Source organism: Amylibacter sp. IMCC11727 (genome assembly GCF_029854195.1).
Lineage (GTDB): Bacteria > Pseudomonadota > Alphaproteobacteria > Rhodobacterales > Rhodobacteraceae > Amylibacter.
On record NZ_CP122960.1, the window covers coordinates 1,741,881 to 1,756,572 of the forward strand.

Annotated in this window: 18 protein-coding genes; 9 read left to right on the plus strand and 9 right to left on the minus strand. The window is 52.9% G+C overall.

Annotation, left to right across the window (positions count from 1 at the left end; all coding sequences use genetic code 11):
• The first annotated feature begins 27 nt into the window (after window positions 1–27).
• From acnA to QBD29_RS08865, 4 genes are all read left to right on the plus strand, one after another.
• Window positions 28–2,721 (plus strand): aconitate hydratase AcnA, encoded by a 2,694-nt coding sequence (acnA, locus tag QBD29_RS08850; RefSeq protein WP_280097731.1) that lies wholly within the window; start codon window positions 28–30, stop codon window positions 2,719–2,721.
• Window positions 2,722–2,816: 95 nt separating this feature from the next.
• Entirely contained in the window at window positions 2,817–3,188 is a 372-nt protein-coding gene (locus QBD29_RS08855) for a TM2 domain-containing protein (protein ID WP_280097732.1), read from the plus strand.
• Window positions 3,189–3,197: 9 nt separating this feature from the next.
• Entirely contained in the window at window positions 3,198–3,545 is a 348-nt protein-coding gene (locus QBD29_RS08860) for a TM2 domain-containing protein (RefSeq protein ID WP_280097733.1), read from the plus strand.
• Between the two features lie 34 nt (window positions 3,546–3,579).
• On the plus strand, window positions 3,580–4,029 hold the full coding sequence (locus QBD29_RS08865) for an isoprenylcysteine carboxylmethyltransferase family protein (protein ID WP_280097734.1): 450 nt from the start codon (window positions 3,580–3,582) through the stop codon (window positions 4,027–4,029).
• A 36-nt stretch (window positions 4,030–4,065) separates the two neighbouring features.
• Here QBD29_RS08865 and QBD29_RS08870 read toward each other — a convergent pair whose 3' ends face one another.
• Window positions 4,066–5,085, minus strand: coding sequence for a 2-dehydropantoate 2-reductase (locus tag QBD29_RS08870; RefSeq protein WP_280097735.1), 1,020 nt, complete (start codon window positions 5,083–5,085; stop codon window positions 4,066–4,068).
• Between the two features lie 166 nt (window positions 5,086–5,251).
• Between QBD29_RS08870 and QBD29_RS08875 the strand changes: the two genes are divergently transcribed.
• The gene (locus tag QBD29_RS08875) at window positions 5,252–5,953 is read left to right on the plus strand and encodes a DUF1223 domain-containing protein (RefSeq protein ID WP_280097736.1); all 702 of its coding nucleotides are present in this window, start codon (window positions 5,252–5,254) and stop codon (window positions 5,951–5,953) included.
• A 37-nt stretch (window positions 5,954–5,990) separates the two neighbouring features.
• Here QBD29_RS08875 and QBD29_RS08880 read toward each other — a convergent pair whose 3' ends face one another.
• The 4 genes from QBD29_RS08880 to QBD29_RS08895 are packed head-to-tail and all read right to left on the minus strand — an operon-like array spanning window position 5,991 to window position 8,107.
• A complete protein-coding gene (locus QBD29_RS08880) occupies window positions 5,991–6,887 on the minus strand; it encodes a DMT family transporter (protein WP_280097737.1) in 897 nt (298 codons plus the stop codon).
• On the minus strand, window positions 6,884–7,534 hold the full coding sequence (nthA, locus tag QBD29_RS08885) for a nitrile hydratase subunit alpha (RefSeq protein ID WP_280097738.1): 651 nt from the start codon (window positions 7,532–7,534) through the stop codon (window positions 6,884–6,886). Before nthA ends, QBD29_RS08880 begins: the two co-directional genes overlap by 4 nt.
• Entirely contained in the window at window positions 7,524–7,799 is a 276-nt protein-coding gene (locus tag QBD29_RS08890) for an SH3-like domain-containing protein (RefSeq protein ID WP_280097739.1), read from the minus strand. Before QBD29_RS08890 ends, nthA begins: the two co-directional genes overlap by 11 nt.
• Window positions 7,796–8,107: an SH3-like domain-containing protein gene (locus QBD29_RS08895; protein ID WP_280100944.1), complete on the minus strand. Its 312-nt coding sequence runs from the start codon at window positions 8,105–8,107 to the stop codon at window positions 7,796–7,798. Before QBD29_RS08895 ends, QBD29_RS08890 begins: the two co-directional genes overlap by 4 nt.
• A 108-nt stretch (window positions 8,108–8,215) precedes the next feature.
• On the opposite strand from QBD29_RS08895, the gene QBD29_RS08900 reads away from it, so the two are divergent.
• Window positions 8,216–9,106: a glycine/sarcosine/betaine reductase selenoprotein B family protein gene (locus QBD29_RS08900; RefSeq protein ID WP_280097740.1), complete on the plus strand. Its 891-nt coding sequence runs from the start codon at window positions 8,216–8,218 to the stop codon at window positions 9,104–9,106.
• 79 nt (window positions 9,107–9,185) lie between these two features.
• On the opposite strand, the gene infC is transcribed toward QBD29_RS08900, so the two are convergent.
• The gene (infC, locus tag QBD29_RS08905) at window positions 9,186–9,740 is read right to left on the minus strand and encodes a translation initiation factor IF-3 (RefSeq protein ID WP_280100945.1); all 555 of its coding nucleotides are present in this window, start codon (window positions 9,738–9,740) and stop codon (window positions 9,186–9,188) included.
• Between the two features lie 209 nt (window positions 9,741–9,949).
• On the opposite strand from infC, the gene QBD29_RS08910 reads away from it, so the two are divergent.
• Both QBD29_RS08910 and QBD29_RS08915 read left to right on the plus strand, forming a co-directional pair.
• Window positions 9,950–11,224: a hypothetical protein gene (locus tag QBD29_RS08910; protein ID WP_280097741.1), complete on the plus strand. Its 1,275-nt coding sequence runs from the start codon at window positions 9,950–9,952 to the stop codon at window positions 11,222–11,224.
• Between the two features lie 157 nt (window positions 11,225–11,381).
• Window positions 11,382–12,014, plus strand: coding sequence for a hypothetical protein (locus QBD29_RS08915; RefSeq protein ID WP_280097742.1), 633 nt, complete (start codon window positions 11,382–11,384; stop codon window positions 12,012–12,014).
• Between the two features lie 47 nt (window positions 12,015–12,061).
• Here QBD29_RS08915 and QBD29_RS08920 read toward each other — a convergent pair whose 3' ends face one another.
• The gene (locus QBD29_RS08920) at window positions 12,062–12,484 is read right to left on the minus strand and encodes a hypothetical protein (RefSeq protein ID WP_280097743.1); all 423 of its coding nucleotides are present in this window, start codon (window positions 12,482–12,484) and stop codon (window positions 12,062–12,064) included.
• A 93-nt stretch (window positions 12,485–12,577) separates the two neighbouring features.
• On the opposite strand from QBD29_RS08920, the gene QBD29_RS08925 reads away from it, so the two are divergent.
• Window positions 12,578–13,594 (plus strand): hypothetical protein, encoded by a 1,017-nt coding sequence (locus QBD29_RS08925; RefSeq protein ID WP_280097744.1) that lies wholly within the window; start codon window positions 12,578–12,580, stop codon window positions 13,592–13,594.
• Between the two features lie 8 nt (window positions 13,595–13,602).
• Here QBD29_RS08925 and QBD29_RS08930 read toward each other — a convergent pair whose 3' ends face one another.
• Window positions 13,603–13,920 (minus strand): phosphoribosyl-ATP diphosphatase, encoded by a 318-nt coding sequence (locus QBD29_RS08930; RefSeq protein WP_280097745.1) that lies wholly within the window; start codon window positions 13,918–13,920, stop codon window positions 13,603–13,605.
• A 2-nt stretch (window positions 13,921–13,922) separates the two neighbouring features.
• A complete protein-coding gene (hisF, locus tag QBD29_RS08935) occupies window positions 13,923–14,681 on the minus strand; it encodes an imidazole glycerol phosphate synthase subunit HisF (protein ID WP_280097746.1) in 759 nt (252 codons plus the stop codon).
• Window positions 14,682–14,692: the final 11 nt, after the last annotated feature.

The following is a 14,692-nucleotide window of genomic DNA, read 5'->3' on the forward strand; positions in this document are numbered from 1 at the left end:
TCAAAAAATCCCATAACGGAGGCCAGTATGACCGTACAAGTCGGCACAGACACCAGCAAAACCCGTAAGACAATCAGCGCAGGTGGTGCGTCGATTGATTACTATTCCATTCCAGCGGCGACAGCGGCGGGTTTGGGGGACTTTTCCAAGTTGCCCGCATCTTTGAAGGTGGTTTTGGAAAATATGCTGCGGTTTGAAGACGGCGGTCGCACCGTTTCTGTGGATGACATTAAGGCGTTTGCCGAGTGGGGTGCCAATGGCGGTAAAAACCCGCGCGAGATCGCCTATCGCCCAGCACGTGTTCTGTTGCAGGATTTCACTGGCGTTCCAGCGGTAGTTGATCTGGCCGCGATGCGTGATGCGATTGTCGAACTGGGTGGTGATGCAACGCAGATTAACCCGCAAAACCCTGTTGATTTGGTCATCGACCACTCTGTTATGATTGACGAGTTTGGCAACCCACGTGCGTTCCAGATGAACGTAGACCGCGAATACGAGCGTAACATGGAGCGGTATACTTTCCTGAAATGGGGTCAGAGCGCGTTTGACAACTTTAAGGTTGTTCCTCCGGGTACTGGTATTTGTCACCAAGTGAACCTTGAGTATCTGAGCCAGACGGTTTGGACGGACAAAGACCAAAACGGTGTTGAGGTTGCGTATCCTGACACGCTGGTCGGTACAGACAGCCACACAACCATGGTAAACGGCGCTGCTGTTCTGGGTTGGGGTGTTGGCGGGATCGAAGCGGAAGCAGCGATGCTGGGCCAACCGATTTCCATGTTGATCCCTGAAGTGATCGGCTTTGAGCTGACCGGGCAGATGGTTGAAGGCACAACGGGTACTGATTTGGTGCTGAAAGTTGTGGAAATGCTGCGCGAGAAGGGCGTGGTTGGCAAGTTCGTGGAATTCTACGGCGCTGGTTTGGATACGCTGCCATTGGCGGATCGTGCGACGATTGCCAACATGGCCCCAGAATACGGCGCGACCTGTGGTTTCTTCCCAATTGATGGGGAAACACTGCGTTACATGCGTACAACGGGCCGTGACGAAGCACGGATCGCATTGGTTGAGGCCTATGCCAAAGAAAACGGCATGTGGCGGGATGCGGATTATGCGCCGATTTACACAGACACGCTGAAACTCGACATGGGCACAATTGTTCCTGCGATTTCGGGGCCAAAACGACCACAAGATTTTGTGGCTTTGGACAATGCCAAAGCGGCATTCAAAAAAGAGATGGAAGAGACCTTTAAACGCCCAATGGGCAAAGAGGTTGCTGTTAAGGGCGAAGATTACACGATGGAAAGCGGCAAGGTTGTGATCGCGTCGATCACCTCCTGTACGAACACATCGAACCCATATGTGATGATCGGTGCGGGCCTTGTGGCACGCAAAGCCGCCGCACTTGGCCTTGATCGGAAGCCTTGGGTGAAAACATCCCTCGCGCCAGGTTCGCAGGTTGTTTCTGCGTATTTGGAAGCAGCCGATTTGCAGAAAGACCTTGATAAGGTTGGATTTAACCTTGTTGGCTATGGTTGTACGACCTGTATTGGTAACTCTGGCCCGATCCAAGCTGAGCTGTCTGAAGCGATTGCCGAAGGTGATTTGGTGGCCACGGCTGTTCTGTCTGGTAACCGTAACTTTGAAGGTCGGATTTCCCCTGACGTGCGTGCGAACTATCTGGCGTCACCGCCGCTGGTTGTGGCCTATGCGCTGGCAGGGACGCTCGATATCGACCTGACCAAGGATGCCATCGGGCAGGACAAAGACGGCAACGATGTTTATCTGAAAGACATCTGGCCATCTACGCAGGAAATCGCAGATCTGGTTGAGCAAACCGTGACGCGCGAAGCGTTTTTGGAAAAATACGCGTCTGTGTTTGATGGGGATGAGAAGTGGCAGAGTGTTGCGACAACTGACAGCCTGACATACGACTGGCCAGCCACATCAACATATGTGCGTAACCCACCGTATTTCCAAGGAATGTCAGCAGAGCCTGCGGATAAAATCTCTTCTGTTGAGGGGGCGAAAGTGCTCGCGCTGCTTGGGGATATGATTACCACAGACCACATTTCCCCAGCGGGTTCTTTCAAGCAATCCACCCCAGCGGGTGAGTATCTGACATCGCATCAGGTGCCTGTGCGTGAGTTCAACTCTTATGGGTCCCGTCGTGGGAACCACGAGGTGATGATGCGCGGTACGTTCGCCAACATCCGCATCAAGAACGAGATGCTGGATGGCGTTGAGGGCGGCTACACCAAGGGGCCAGATGGCGAACAAACTTCCATCTATGACGCGGCGATGGCGCATCAGGCAAATGGCACGCCTTTGGTTGTCTTTGGCGGTGTTCAATACGGCGCAGGGTCCTCACGTGATTGGGCGGCCAAGGGCACAGCTCTGTTGGGGGTGAAGGCGGTTATCGCGGAAAGTTTTGAGCGTATTCACCGGTCCAACTTGGTTGGCATGGGCGTGGTTCCGTTTGAATTCACAGGCGGGGACAGCCGCAAAACGCTGAACCTGACGGGTGAAGAAACTGTTTCTATTCATGGACTTGAAAGCGTTGAGCCGCTTGCCGATGTGTCTTGCACGATTACGTACCCGAATGGCGAGAGCAAAGAGATCACGCTGAAATGTCGTATCGATACGGAAGTTGAAATCGACTACATCAAAAACGGCGGTGTGCTGCACTATGTTCTGCGGAACTTGGCCAAAGCTGCGTAAATCGCAACACATTTAAATCAATTGAAAGCGCCCCAATCGGGGCGCTTTTTGTTTGTGCCTGATGGCCCTAGAGTACAAGAAAAAAGAGGGCACACATGCAAAACGAAAAATCGAAAATCACGGCTTATGCGTTGTGGTTGGTTATTGGCGCCTTTGGGGCGCATCGGTTTTATTTGGGGCGGATCAAGACGGGCATTTTACTTGCGGCGCTGTTGGTTGTGAGTATCGGCTTAGCAACTGCGGGTGGTTTGATGTTGTACCGCGCAGTTGATAGCGGCGCGTCCATTGAAACAGTCGTTGCCCCCGGTTCATCTTATATTGTTTTAACTTCTGTCGGAACGTTGATGTTTTTTGCATGGGCGGTTTGGTATTTGTTGGACCTGATTTTCATCCATACGATGATGAAAAAGGATCAGTTGCGGGCAGGTAATTTAACGCAAAAAAAAGCCGCCGAGGTTTTTGAATAGGGGCCGAACATGCAGAAAATGCGCACAGAAAAGTCTATGGTGATTGCCTATGTGATTTGGTTCTTTTTGGGTCAATTTGGGGTGCATCGGATGTATTTGGGGCGGGTGCGTTCTGGTCTGTTGATGTTAGGATTGATCGTTGGGTTCGGTATCTTCCTTTTGATTGGTTTGTCACAGGATGCAGGGACCCTTAGTGACACTGGGCTTATGATCATGTCTGTATCGAGCTTTTCGATGCTTGCACTTTGGTTTTGCTGGTACATCGTTGACATCGTTTTGATTGCGGTCATGGTGTCAAAAGACAATAATGAGGCGCGAAAAACCAACCCTGACCATATGGAACAGGTGTTTAAGTGACCCCGAATTTTTTGGTTCGCGCAAGGATAACCAAATGAAACACTTCCCAGATTTACCGCCTGTTTGGACCATTGGCGCGTTTGTGCTGAGCTGGGTGTTTTCACAGGTTTTGCCCCTTGTCAGCGTTCAATCCTTTGGGTTGCAGTTGTTGGGGCTGGCGTGGATCGGTATTGCGGTTTTGATTGTGCTTTGGGCTGCACTGCAATTTCGCAAAAGCAAAACAACGATTGAACCGCATCACACACCAACTGCGTTGATTATCAAAGGGCCGTATCGGTTTTCACGCAATCCAATTTATGTGGCGATGGTGTTGTCATCTGCTGGTGTGGCGCTGTGGTGTGCCGCATTGAGTGCATTTATCCCTACAATCGTGTTGGCGATTGTGTTGCACCGCCGATTTGTCATGCCCGAAGAACGCTTGTTGCGCGAAACGTTCGGGAACGATGCGGATGCCTATATCAGCTCGTCAAAACGGTGGGTATAAGCTTTGCCGTTTGGAGCGGTTGCTGATCGTGAAACCTTAGTTGTTCAGACCGAGCGCATTTAAGAGGTCTTTCCCTGAATAGGTTTTTTTTCCACCAGCTTCGGCGTGTTTCACCAAGTCTACCAACCTCGCATTAATAGGGGCGTTTTGTCCTGTTTGTGCAGCGATATGACAAACCTCTCCGTTGATCGTGTCGATTTCAGTGGGTTTGCCCGCAGCGAGGTCTTGGGCCATTGACGTTTGTGCCGTTGGGTCCAGTTTTTGGCGCGGCAGAACCAGAGTGTTAAAGATCCAATTGGGCATCCGCAGCATTTTCACAATTTTACGGGCAGGCAAGGGGCCAGACTGTGCGTGTTGAATGCCAGCCAATTCGATAACGTCAATGGCTTCGGCCAGCGTGGCTGCATAGACGCAGCGATAGTTGCGGTCGCGCAGTTGATGAAACAGGGTTTTTCCAGAAAGTGCGTTGATTGGGTTGTTCAGGTTTAACAAAAGTTTGCCATGCTGCACGGATTCGATATCCGTTGACAGAACGATGGGTTCTACCGCGTCAGATAGGGCAGTGGCCAGTGTCTGCGTAATTTGCGCATCTTCTAGGGTGACATCCCCTACCGAGGATCGTTTCAAGGTGCTGGGATCGGTCCAAACCACGTTATAAGGCACCATGCCTGCCAAAACTGTCCGATTGGGAAAAGCTGCCCGAAGATCGCGGACAGGTTTCATTCCGTTTAACAAGCATAGGATTGGCGTATCTGGGGCGGCGTGCGTTTGGATTTCAGCAATGGCTTGCGGGATCGCGGTGGATTTGACCGTAATCACAATTAGCCGTGCGTGCGCCAAAACCGCTGGATCCTTGGCAAGGGAGAGCGTTGAGGTGAGGTCATCGGGGGATAATGTAATGCCGTTTGACAGCGACAGCCCCGTTTTTTGCAAGGCAAAAAGACTTTGACGACCGAGCAGTGTGATAGGGATACCCGCATTGCCCCAAATTGCGCCGAGGTAACAGCCAATGGCCCCTGCGCCAAGGATCACTGTTTTTGGGGGTGATTGAGTCATCAAACCTGTCCGTCTGCTTTGGCAAACGGTAACATGGGGCAGGTGTGATGCAAGCCATTGCGCGGCGAATTTAGAATTGTAACAATTCGCTCTCGAAACGTTTATTGGCCAAATTGGTGTGCGTTTGGCTATATGATGAGCAACAGTATGAGATACGAGCACAGACATGCGTAAATTATTGGCCAGTTTGGCCCTAGCAACTTTGGGATTTGGCAGTCCCGTATTGGCCGATAAGTCGGTGGTTGTGGTGGAACTTTACACCTCTCAGGGGTGTTCTTCCTGCCCACCTGCAGATGAAATTCTGGCTGAAATTGCTGGGCGAGAAGACGTGATCGCTTTGGGGTTGCATGTGGATTATTGGGATTATTTGGGATGGCGCGACAACCTTGCGCGGCCTGAGTTTACCGAACGGCAATCCCAATTTAACACGAAAATGAAAAGCCGTTATCGTTTGGTAACGCCACAGATGATTTTCAATGGCGAGCATTACGTAGCGGGGGCGAGCCGGAAAAAGGCGTTGATGTATGTGGATATGATGTCTGAATCCACTGAAAAAGCGTATATGACGCTGTCGCGCAGTGGAACGACGATGGAAATTCGGGTGTCAGCGCGGGGTGGAAAAACCGCGCCGTCTGATCTGCATGTGGTGCAATACACGCCCAACATTCCCGTCAAGATTAAGCGCGGTGAAAACGCGGGGCGGACGATCAATTACGTGAATACTGTCACCTCTTGGGACACGGTTGCCCGTTGGGATGGTGTTGGCGCGCTGACCGTCAAACATGATGTGACGGCTGATGGTAAATATGCGGTTGTGCTGCAAACTCAAAACCTCGGCCCTGTTATTGTGGCGCGACGATTGGATTAACAAAGATAGATGGTGCAGGCTGGGCGTTTGGGGAAACTCAAACGCCTTTTTCTTTGGCAGAGAATGTTTCGCGATACCAGACATAAACGCCTGCACTGATGATGATCGCAGCACCCAAGATGGTTGGGGCGTCTGGGATCTCAAAGAAGAACAGATATCCCCAAAGCCCGTTGAACAGCAGCGTGACATAGCCGAACGGGGCGAGGTAAGAGGCTTCGGTGATGGTGAACGCGCGGATCAGTAAATAATGACCGCATCCTCCCACGATGCCCATGCTTGTCATGAGACCCGCATCTGGCAGGGTTGGGGTTTCCCAAATTGTTGGGACGATCAGGCAGCTGGCGATGCAGCCAATCAATGCGGTGTACAAAAAGCTGGTCCATGGGCTTTCGTCTTTGCCAAGGAACCGCGTGGAAATGGCATAGCCCGAGAAACAAAACGCGGCGAGGGCAGGGAGCAGGGCAACAAACGAGAAGACTTCACTACCAGGGCGAATGATGACCATTGCGCCGATGAGGCCGATGAACACACCGATCCAGCGGCGCAGGCCGACTTTTTCTTTTAAGACAAAGAAAGACAGGATTGTGATGAACAAGGGGGCGATTTCGAACACCGCGGTTGCCGAGCTGATGGGGATGTATTTCAGGGATGTGAAGAAAGACATGGTTGCGCCAAACAGAAAGGCGGAGCGAATGAGTTGCAGGCCTATGTGTTTGGTGCGCAGTAGTTTTGCAAGGAACGGCGATAGGACCACAAAAGCAATGACGGTTTGCGAGGTATAGCGGGCCCAAACGACTTGCAAAGGGTGGTGACGGTCGGTCAGCCCCTTGGCGATGCCATCCATGATGGAAAACAGGAAAAGTGTGGTAAGGAACAGCAGCGTGCCTTTGGCAAGCGGACCAAGCCCATCCCAAAGGCGTAGGGCTGATGTCATTCTGGGGCGGACGCCAATGCCACGCCGATCATAGAATCGCGGTTTACCAGTGCTGCGAGCGCGTCTTCATCCATGTCCTCGGTCCCTTCGGGCCGCGTTGGCAGGATCAAATAGCGCATGTCGGCGGTGCTGTCGTGAACGCGGACTTGCACATCATCAGGCAGATCGAGACCGAATTCGGACAGAACTTTGCGCGGGGTTTTCACCACGCGGGAACGGTATGCCCGTTGTTTGTACCAATCGGGTGGCAAGCCGAGCAGATTGCGCGGGTAACAGGAACACAATGTACAAACGACGACGTTGTGCTCTGTCGGTGTGTTTTCCAAAACCACGAGTTTCATGGCATCCGCATGAAAGCCCATTTCGTTGATCGCCGCAGAGCCATCGGTCAAAAGGCGGGCTTTGTAGTCGGGATCTGTCCAAGCGCGGGCAACCACTTTGGCGCCGTCGGCAGGGGAGCGGCGGTCCATAGCTTCGACCGTTTTGGTGATTTCTTCGCGGGTGAGGATGCCTTTTTCCACCAACAATTCGCGCATGGCGATTTCCATGGCTTGCCATTTGGTCAGTGGATGGTCCTGATCGGGCTGATACGGGTGTCCAGAAGGGGACAGATGATCATGCCCGTGGTCGTGATGGTCATGTGGCATTTACAGGCTCCAACCAGTGTTCATAGATTTCTGCGTCAATTGTGTCCGTTGGGGTCTCGGCATCATCGCCCCAGACTTCGGCCATTGTGAAGCGGACGCGCACAAGTTTGCGCATGTCGGCTTTTTGGCGGTAGGCCCGTTGTTCGGGATTTTCAAAGGCACCCAGTTCCCGTTCGATCACGCCCGTTTTGCCACGTAGGAAAAATGGTGTGCGAACGTGGCCAGGGGGAAACCAGCTTTTGACGCGAACGGTTTGCGTGCTCATTCTCCGCCCCCTGCGCATTCGCCGTAGGTTTCGCCGCGTGCGGTCACTTCGGCCATTTTTGTAGAGAGTTCTTCTAATGTATAAGCGCCTGCTTCGAGCATGTTTTGGTTCACGGATTGAACCCAGCGTTCGTAATAAGACATCGTTTCAAAGGCGTCTTCGCCCATGTCTTCGAGAACGCGGCGCAGGCCATCCACGGTGAAATACCCTTTGCCCGAGGTCAAAACCAGCAGAGCATCTACCCTCTTTTCCCAAAGCGCAAAGTTATGTTGATCGAAGTCGATCTCGCCAGCAGGCTGGCCACCCATATCGTGCCAGCGTCGTATTTTGTCATGTTCCATAACGATCACGTTACGAGAGTTGGAATGGGCCTGCAAGCAGAGTAAATTGAGGGAAGCAAGAAAGTGATATCCCCTATGAGCACCTCTGAGTTGGAATATATTCCGCGTATTCGCGCCTATTATCAGGCACTTGGCTACGGTAAACCCTACGAGTGGGCGCAAGTGTCTGATGTGCCGTTTGCACCGTTGGGCAAGCCACTGAGCCAAGCACGGATTGGAATTGTTACAACGGCAGCCCCTTACAAGATGGGAGCTGGTGATCAGGGGCCAGGTGCGCCACATAACGGGCTGGCCAAGTTTTTTGAGGTTTACGCGGGTGGGATCGACCCAGAACCAGACGTGCGTATTTCCCATATTGCGTATGATCGGGTGCATACCACGGCGCGTGACAGACGCACGTATTTCCCACTGCGCGCGCTGATGGCTATGGCGAAACAAGGTGTCATTGGCGAGCTTAGTCCGCGGTTTTATGGACTGCCGACCAATCGATCACAACGGGTGACACGCGAAGTGGATGGGCCTGCATTGGTATCACTGTGTAAAGAAGATAATGTCGATGCGGTGGTATTGGTCCCCAATTGCCCCGTGTGTCATCAGTCTGTGGCCCTTGCGGCCCATGCGTTAGAAACGGCAGGCATTGCCACCGTCATCATGGGGTGTGCCAAAGATATTGTCGAACATGTGGGCGTACCCCGTTTCCTGTTCAACAATTTCCCGCTTGGGAACGGTGCTGGGTTGCCTCATGATCGAGAGAGCCAAGAAACATCCATGCGAATGGCCCTTGATCTGCTGGAAACGGCAGATCAGCCGCGCACCACTGTGCATTCGGGATTAGAATGGTCCGGAGCGGCGGATTGGCAGAAGGATTATTCAAATCCTGCTTTGTTGAGCCGCAAAGAAATTGCTCGCCGCCGCGCCGCGTTTGATGACGTTAAAGCAGAAGCCAAAGTGGTGAAAGCGGGGTAATCACCGTCTGCAATCTGGCCTTGAATGCAAAAAGCGCGCCCAAATGGACGCGCTTTAATTTGTTGGTCAGATGGGTTGCTTAGCTTTTTGCAACAGGGCCGATCATCATGATCATCTGACGGCCTTCCATCTTGGGCATGTTTTCAACTTTGCCCACTTCTTTTTCTGTCACAGCTTCGGCCACGCGGTTCAGTAATTCCGCGCCCAAACGCTGGTGCGCCATTTCCCGACCACGGAACCGCAAAGTAATTTTAACTTTGTCGCCGTTGTCTAAGAATTTGTAAACGTTACGCATTTTCACATCGAAATCGTGCGTGTCCGTGTTTGGACGGAATTTCACTTCTTTCACTTCGATGATTTTTTGCTTTTTGCGTGCCTCGGATTCGCGCTTTTGCTGTTCATATTTGAACTTGCCGAAATCCATGATCTTAACGACGGGTGGATTGGCATTGGGCGAGATTTCGACGAGGTCGAGGCCTGCTTGAACGGCAAGTTCCATTCCGCGTGCGGGGGAAACAACGCCGACATTTTCGCCTTCGGCGCCAATCAAGCGAATTTCGTTGGACGTGATGCGTTCGTTAACGCGGGGTCCAGTGTCGCGCTGTGGTGGCGCGTGATGTGGTCTACGAGCTATTGGATTCTAGTCCTTTGTGGTTATCGTTCATTCGATGGGCAGAATGTACACTGTGTGGCAAAAGGTTCAACCATCGTTTTGCCGTAAAACCAAAGGAAATTGCTTGTTTTCACCGATTTAGGGGTTGCATGAGGGTGTGGAATGTCCAAGCTGTTGAGCGGGAAATGGCCATTGAGAAAATGGCGTCAACATAAGTTCAGGGACAAAAGATGAAAAAGATTGCAGGAATAGGGGCGCTCGCGCTGGTGGGGATCATCGCTGTTTGGGGGATCACCGACAAAACGAAGCGCGATAACATGGAAGCGGCGCAATTGGCGGCGAAATCTGCAGCGGAGACGGCGCAGGTTGCCGCACAAACCGCCCAGCAAGGTGTGACAGATGCCACAGCCGCCGCGACAGAGGCGATGTCTGCACTGGAAAACGCCAAAGCCTTGATCGTTGAAAAGCAAGAAGCGGCCAAAGCAGCAGCGGCTGCAATTCCAGATGCGCAAGCCGCGCTTGATGCGGCAATGTCCGCTGTTAGTGAAAGCACTTCGGCGGTAGAGGCTGCACGCGAAGCAGCCGAAGCGGCCAAAGCGGCAATCGGGACAGCAAATTTTGACGCGGAAATGGCTGCGGTGGAAGGGGCGCAAGCCGCCCAGGCCGCCGCACAAGATCAAGTGAATGCGGCGCAAGCTGCCGTAGATGCTGCAATGGCCGAAGCCAGCGGCGCGATGGCCGCTGCCGATAGCGCAAAAGACGCGTTGGTAGCTGCGTCATCTGCAGCCGAAGCATCAGCGGCGTCTGCGGCTGAAGCGGCGACAGTTGCCAGTGAGGCAGAAGGGGCAGCAAGTGCTGCGCAACAAGCTATTGATGAGCTGAAAGCGCGCGCCGAAGCAGCGGCGTCTGATGACACTGCGCCAAAGGTTGACGAAGCCACAATGACAGCCGCTGAAGCGGCCCTGACAGCGGCAAATGATGCACTGAGCGCCGCGCAGGACGCAAAATCAGCGGCAGATGCGGCTGCGGCGGCGGATCAAGACGCTTTGGGCACAGCGCAATCTGCATTGAACAGCGCAATGGAAGCGGCAACTGAAGCCAATGAGCCTGTGAAAACAGCCGAAGCTGCCTTGGCGGACGCACAAACCGCAGCGGATGCTGCAGCAGGTGATGCACAAGCGGCAAACGCCGCGCTTGAGGCCGCAAAAGCTGCAGTGGCGGAGCAGGAAGCGGCCGCAGGGGACGCATCCAACGCCCAAGCACAAGCTGAAGCCGCCTTGGCCGAAGCCACGGCAAATGTAGATGCTGCCAAAGCCAGCCTGACCAGCGCAAATGAAGCTGCCGAAGCCGCAACGGCAGCGGTAACCGCCGCCGAAGGTGCCGTTCCCGCGGCGCAAGAAGCCGCGGACGCCGCACAGGCCGCTGTTGAAGCTGCAACCGCCAAAGCGGCCGAAGCCCAAGCTGCTGCGGATGCCGCAATGGAAAAGCTGAATGCGCTGAATTAAGCAAAGTTACAAAATTTATCGGCGGCAAAGCAATTTGCCGCCTTTTTTGTGCCAAAAACCGCCGAGTGACCAATTTAATGTGTTCACGCGGTTGTAATTTACGCTGCAAACTCACAGATGCCTCCCAGTGAATACTTATCCCAAAAGGGGGCTTAAAATGAAAAATGTACTTATTCTTGGCGGTGTGGTTGTCGCTGCAGTTGTTGGTTATTTTGTTTGGACATCTAACCAAACACCAACCGAAGTGGCCGAAACGCCAAAGGTGGAGGCCACGACTGAAGACGTGACCGAAACGACTGAAGAAACCACCACTGCGGTTGATGACGCGGTTGAAGAAGTAACGACAGCGGTTGAAGACAAAGTTGAAGAAGTGACAACGGCGGTTGAAGACAAAGTCGAAGAGATCACAGAAGACGCCACCGAAACGGTGACTGAAACGATCTCAAATGTGACGGAGACTGTTTCTGAAACGGTGTCAGACGCAACCGAAACGGCCACAGAGGCCGCATCTGATGCAACCGAAACTGCCAGCGATGTTGCCGATAGCGTGACGGAAACGGTGACAGAAACTGTTTCTGATACAGTTGATGCAGTGACGGAAACTGTAACTGACACTGCAACAGAAACGACAACTGAAGCAGCCACGGAGACGGCAACAGATGCTGCCACCGATACGGCAACTGAATCTGTTACAGACACAGCGACAGATACTGCAAACGAAGCCGTTGACAATGCGGTTGAAGGGGCAAGCGACGCGGTTGATGACGCGGTTCAAACTGTGACCGAATAATTTTGAACTACACACTGATTTGAGGGCTGCCTTCGGGCGGCCCTTTTTTATGGGATAAGAACCGAATTTCGTTCGAATGTGACACTGTCGGTTGTGTCATCGTCATAAATCAAATCAATCTGAATGGTCGTAATCGAGTTGAGCGGCTGTGTGAGATATATCGGTTGATCTTCGCCGATGGCTGCGGGTGTTGGGCTGTCTTCGTTACAAGGGGTGAGGGGCCAGTCTTGGGTGGTTTTTGCTCCGTTGAGCGCGTATCGCACACTGGTCAACCCACACCGCCAAGCCAAAAGATGGGTGAAATATAACAGGTCTTGCCCATCATATTCCCGCACGGCGATCCAGCTTCCTTTGGTGGCGTTTAGGATCGGTTTTACCTCTGCCGCCGTAAGGAATTTGCCTTGGGCGCTGGCGATTGCGGGGCAGGCAAGTAGCCCAATGATGAGAGCGGGTTTAAAGATGTGAAACATAGTCTTTCCGATCATTTGTATTTTTGCGGCAGTTTAAAAAATTCTAGCCGAACCAATGGGGCGGGCATTTCATTTTAACCTTTGGGGCGCTATATGTCAGCAAACGAAGATGGGCAGGGCCACGTGGCAAAAGATTTTAACGTATTTGCGATTGTTCAGGGCGGGCGGCTTGAATATGAGGCGGTGCTGTTTGTAGCATCATTTTTTGCGAAAAACCCCAATTTTACGGGTCGTTTGATCCTTGGAGAACCCCAGCCTTCGGATCGTTGGGAAGAAGACCCACGCATCACCAACCCTGCTGTGCGCGAGTTGCTGCTGGAGTTGGGGGCCGAGATTGTACCCTTTCAAAATGGTGTGTTTGGCACGCGGTATCCGAACGGGAATAAGATCATTGGCCTGACGTGTTTGCCCGAAGGGGAGCCGTTTGTGTTCTTTGATACGGACACGGTTTTCACGGGGCGCATCAACCAAGTGCCCTTTGATTTTGATCGGCCAACAGCGTCGATGAAGCGGGAGAACACGTGGCCAGAGGTGGATTTATACGGCCCAGGCTATGGGGAGATGTGGAAATCGCTCTATGACAAGTTTGATCTGGATTATGAAAGTTCGCTTGACCTGAGCCAGCCAGATGAGTTTTGGAAACGGTATATGTATTTCAACGCGGGTTGGTTTTTTTACAAAGACCCTGCGGAATTTGCGACCTATTTCACCCATTATGCCACCGAAATTGAACGCGAAGCGCCGTGGCAGATTGAAACACAAGAGCTGTACCCATGGCTCGACCAGATTGCGCTGCCTTTGGTTATTTCCAAACTGGGCGGAGCGCGCGATACGATCCCAAGCGGACTGCTGGATGGAACAGTGAGTTGGCATTATCGATATGTGCCCCTGCTGTATGCGGTTGCGCCTGATGAGGTGGTGGAAACGGTCGAAAAGGTTTTGGCCCCGAACAAAATCAAAAAGGTGGTAAAGGCATACGAGCCGTTCCGCCGTTTGGTGTTTCAGGGCAAGGGCGAAAAGGTGCGCGGGATGTTTGACCGCGAAAACCTGCCGCGCAAAGAAATGGCGATCCGTCAACGGATTAAGAAACGGAATATGTGGTATCGGTGACGTCCGCTTTATTTCTTGCGGCTTTCCTTTTCGACGATACCTGATGTGCCTTCGCGGCGTTCAAGTTCGGCCAAGACGTCTTCGAATTTAACCCCTTGGGACGATAGCATCACAAACATGTGGAAAATCACGTCGGCGGCTTCTTCGGTGAGGTTCTTTTTGTCGCCTTTGACAGCTGCGATGATGGCTTCCACCGCTTCTTCGCCAAATTTTTCGGCGCATTTTTCTGGCCCGCGTGAAAACAGTTTGGCGGCGTAGGATTTCTTGTCATCGGCCCCTTGGCGGGATTCGATGGTGCGGGCAAGGCGGGTGAGAACGTTTGGCATGGTTACAACCTGACTGGGATGCCTGCGGCATTCATGTGGTCTTTGGCTTGTTTGATCGTGTAATCGCCAAAATGAAAGATGGATGCGGCAAGCACAGCGGATGCGCCGCCTTTGGTGACGCCTTCGACCAAATGATCGAGGTTGCCAACGCCCCCTGATGCGATGACGGGAATGTTGACAGCATCTGAAATGGCGCGGGTGAGGGGCAGGTTAAAGCCTGCGCGGGTTCCGTCGCGATCCATCGAGGTGAGGAGGATTTCACCAGCACCCTTGGCTGCCATGTGTTTGGCAAATTCAACTGCGTCGATGCCTGTCCCTTTGCGCCCGCCGTGGGTGAAAATCTCCCACTTTCCGGGACTGACGGTTTTTGCGTCGATGGCCACGACAATGCACTGAGAACCGAAACGATTGGCGCTGTCGGCCACGACATCGGGATTGGCCACAGCGGCGGAGTTGAAGGAAACTTTATCTGCGCCCGCCAACAGAAGGTTGCGCACGTCATCTGGCATGCGCACGCCACCCCCAATGGTCAGCGGCATAAAACACTGTTCTGCGGTGCGCCGCGCCACATCAAACATGGTGCCACGGTTTTCAACAGTGGCGGCAATGTCGAGAAAACACAGTTCATCCGCCCCCGCCGCGTCATAGGCTTTGGCAGATTCCACTGGGTCGCCTGCGTCGATCAGATCAACGAAGTTCACGCCTTTGACGACACGGCCGTCTTTGACATCGAGGCAGGGGATGATGCGGGTTTTAAGCATATTCTGCTTTT

Bases quoted from the DNA above. Each gene is read 5' to 3' on its own strand.
- acnA (WP_280097731.1), top strand. From the start codon at position 28: ATGACCGTACAAGTCGGCACAGACACCAGCAAAACCCGTAAGACAATC.
- QBD29_RS08855 (WP_280097732.1), top strand. From the start codon at position 2,817: ATGCAAAACGAAAAATCGAAAATCACGGCTTATGCGTTGTGGTTGGTT.
- QBD29_RS08860 (WP_280097733.1), top strand. From the start codon at position 3,198: ATGCAGAAAATGCGCACAGAAAAGTCTATGGTGATTGCCTATGTGATT.
- QBD29_RS08865 (WP_280097734.1), top strand. From the start codon at position 3,580: ATGAAACACTTCCCAGATTTACCGCCTGTTTGGACCATTGGCGCGTTT.
- QBD29_RS08870 (WP_280097735.1), bottom strand. From the start codon at position 5,085: ATGACTCAATCACCCCCAAAAACAGTGATCCTTGGCGCAGGGGCCATT.
- QBD29_RS08875 (WP_280097736.1), top strand. From the start codon at position 5,252: ATGCGTAAATTATTGGCCAGTTTGGCCCTAGCAACTTTGGGATTTGGC.
- QBD29_RS08880 (WP_280097737.1), bottom strand. From the start codon at position 6,887: ATGACATCAGCCCTACGCCTTTGGGATGGGCTTGGTCCGCTTGCCAAA.
- nthA (WP_280097738.1), bottom strand. From the start codon at position 7,534: ATGCCACATGACCATCACGACCACGGGCATGATCATCTGTCCCCTTCT.
- QBD29_RS08890 (WP_280097739.1), bottom strand. From the start codon at position 7,799: ATGAGCACGCAAACCGTTCGCGTCAAAAGCTGGTTTCCCCCTGGCCAC.
- QBD29_RS08895 (WP_280100944.1), bottom strand. From the start codon at position 8,107: ATGGGTGGCCAGCCTGCTGGCGAGATCGACTTCGATCAACATAACTTT.
- QBD29_RS08900 (WP_280097740.1), top strand. From the start codon at position 8,216: ATGAGCACCTCTGAGTTGGAATATATTCCGCGTATTCGCGCCTATTAT.
- QBD29_RS08910 (WP_280097741.1), top strand. From the start codon at position 9,950: ATGAAAAAGATTGCAGGAATAGGGGCGCTCGCGCTGGTGGGGATCATC.
- QBD29_RS08915 (WP_280097742.1), top strand. From the start codon at position 11,382: ATGAAAAATGTACTTATTCTTGGCGGTGTGGTTGTCGCTGCAGTTGTT.
- QBD29_RS08920 (WP_280097743.1), bottom strand. From the start codon at position 12,484: ATGTTTCACATCTTTAAACCCGCTCTCATCATTGGGCTACTTGCCTGC.
- QBD29_RS08925 (WP_280097744.1), top strand. From the start codon at position 12,578: ATGTCAGCAAACGAAGATGGGCAGGGCCACGTGGCAAAAGATTTTAAC.
- QBD29_RS08930 (WP_280097745.1), bottom strand. From the start codon at position 13,920: ATGCCAAACGTTCTCACCCGCCTTGCCCGCACCATCGAATCCCGCCAA.
- hisF (WP_280097746.1), bottom strand. From the start codon at position 14,681: ATGCTTAAAACCCGCATCATCCCCTGCCTCGATGTCAAAGACGGCCGT.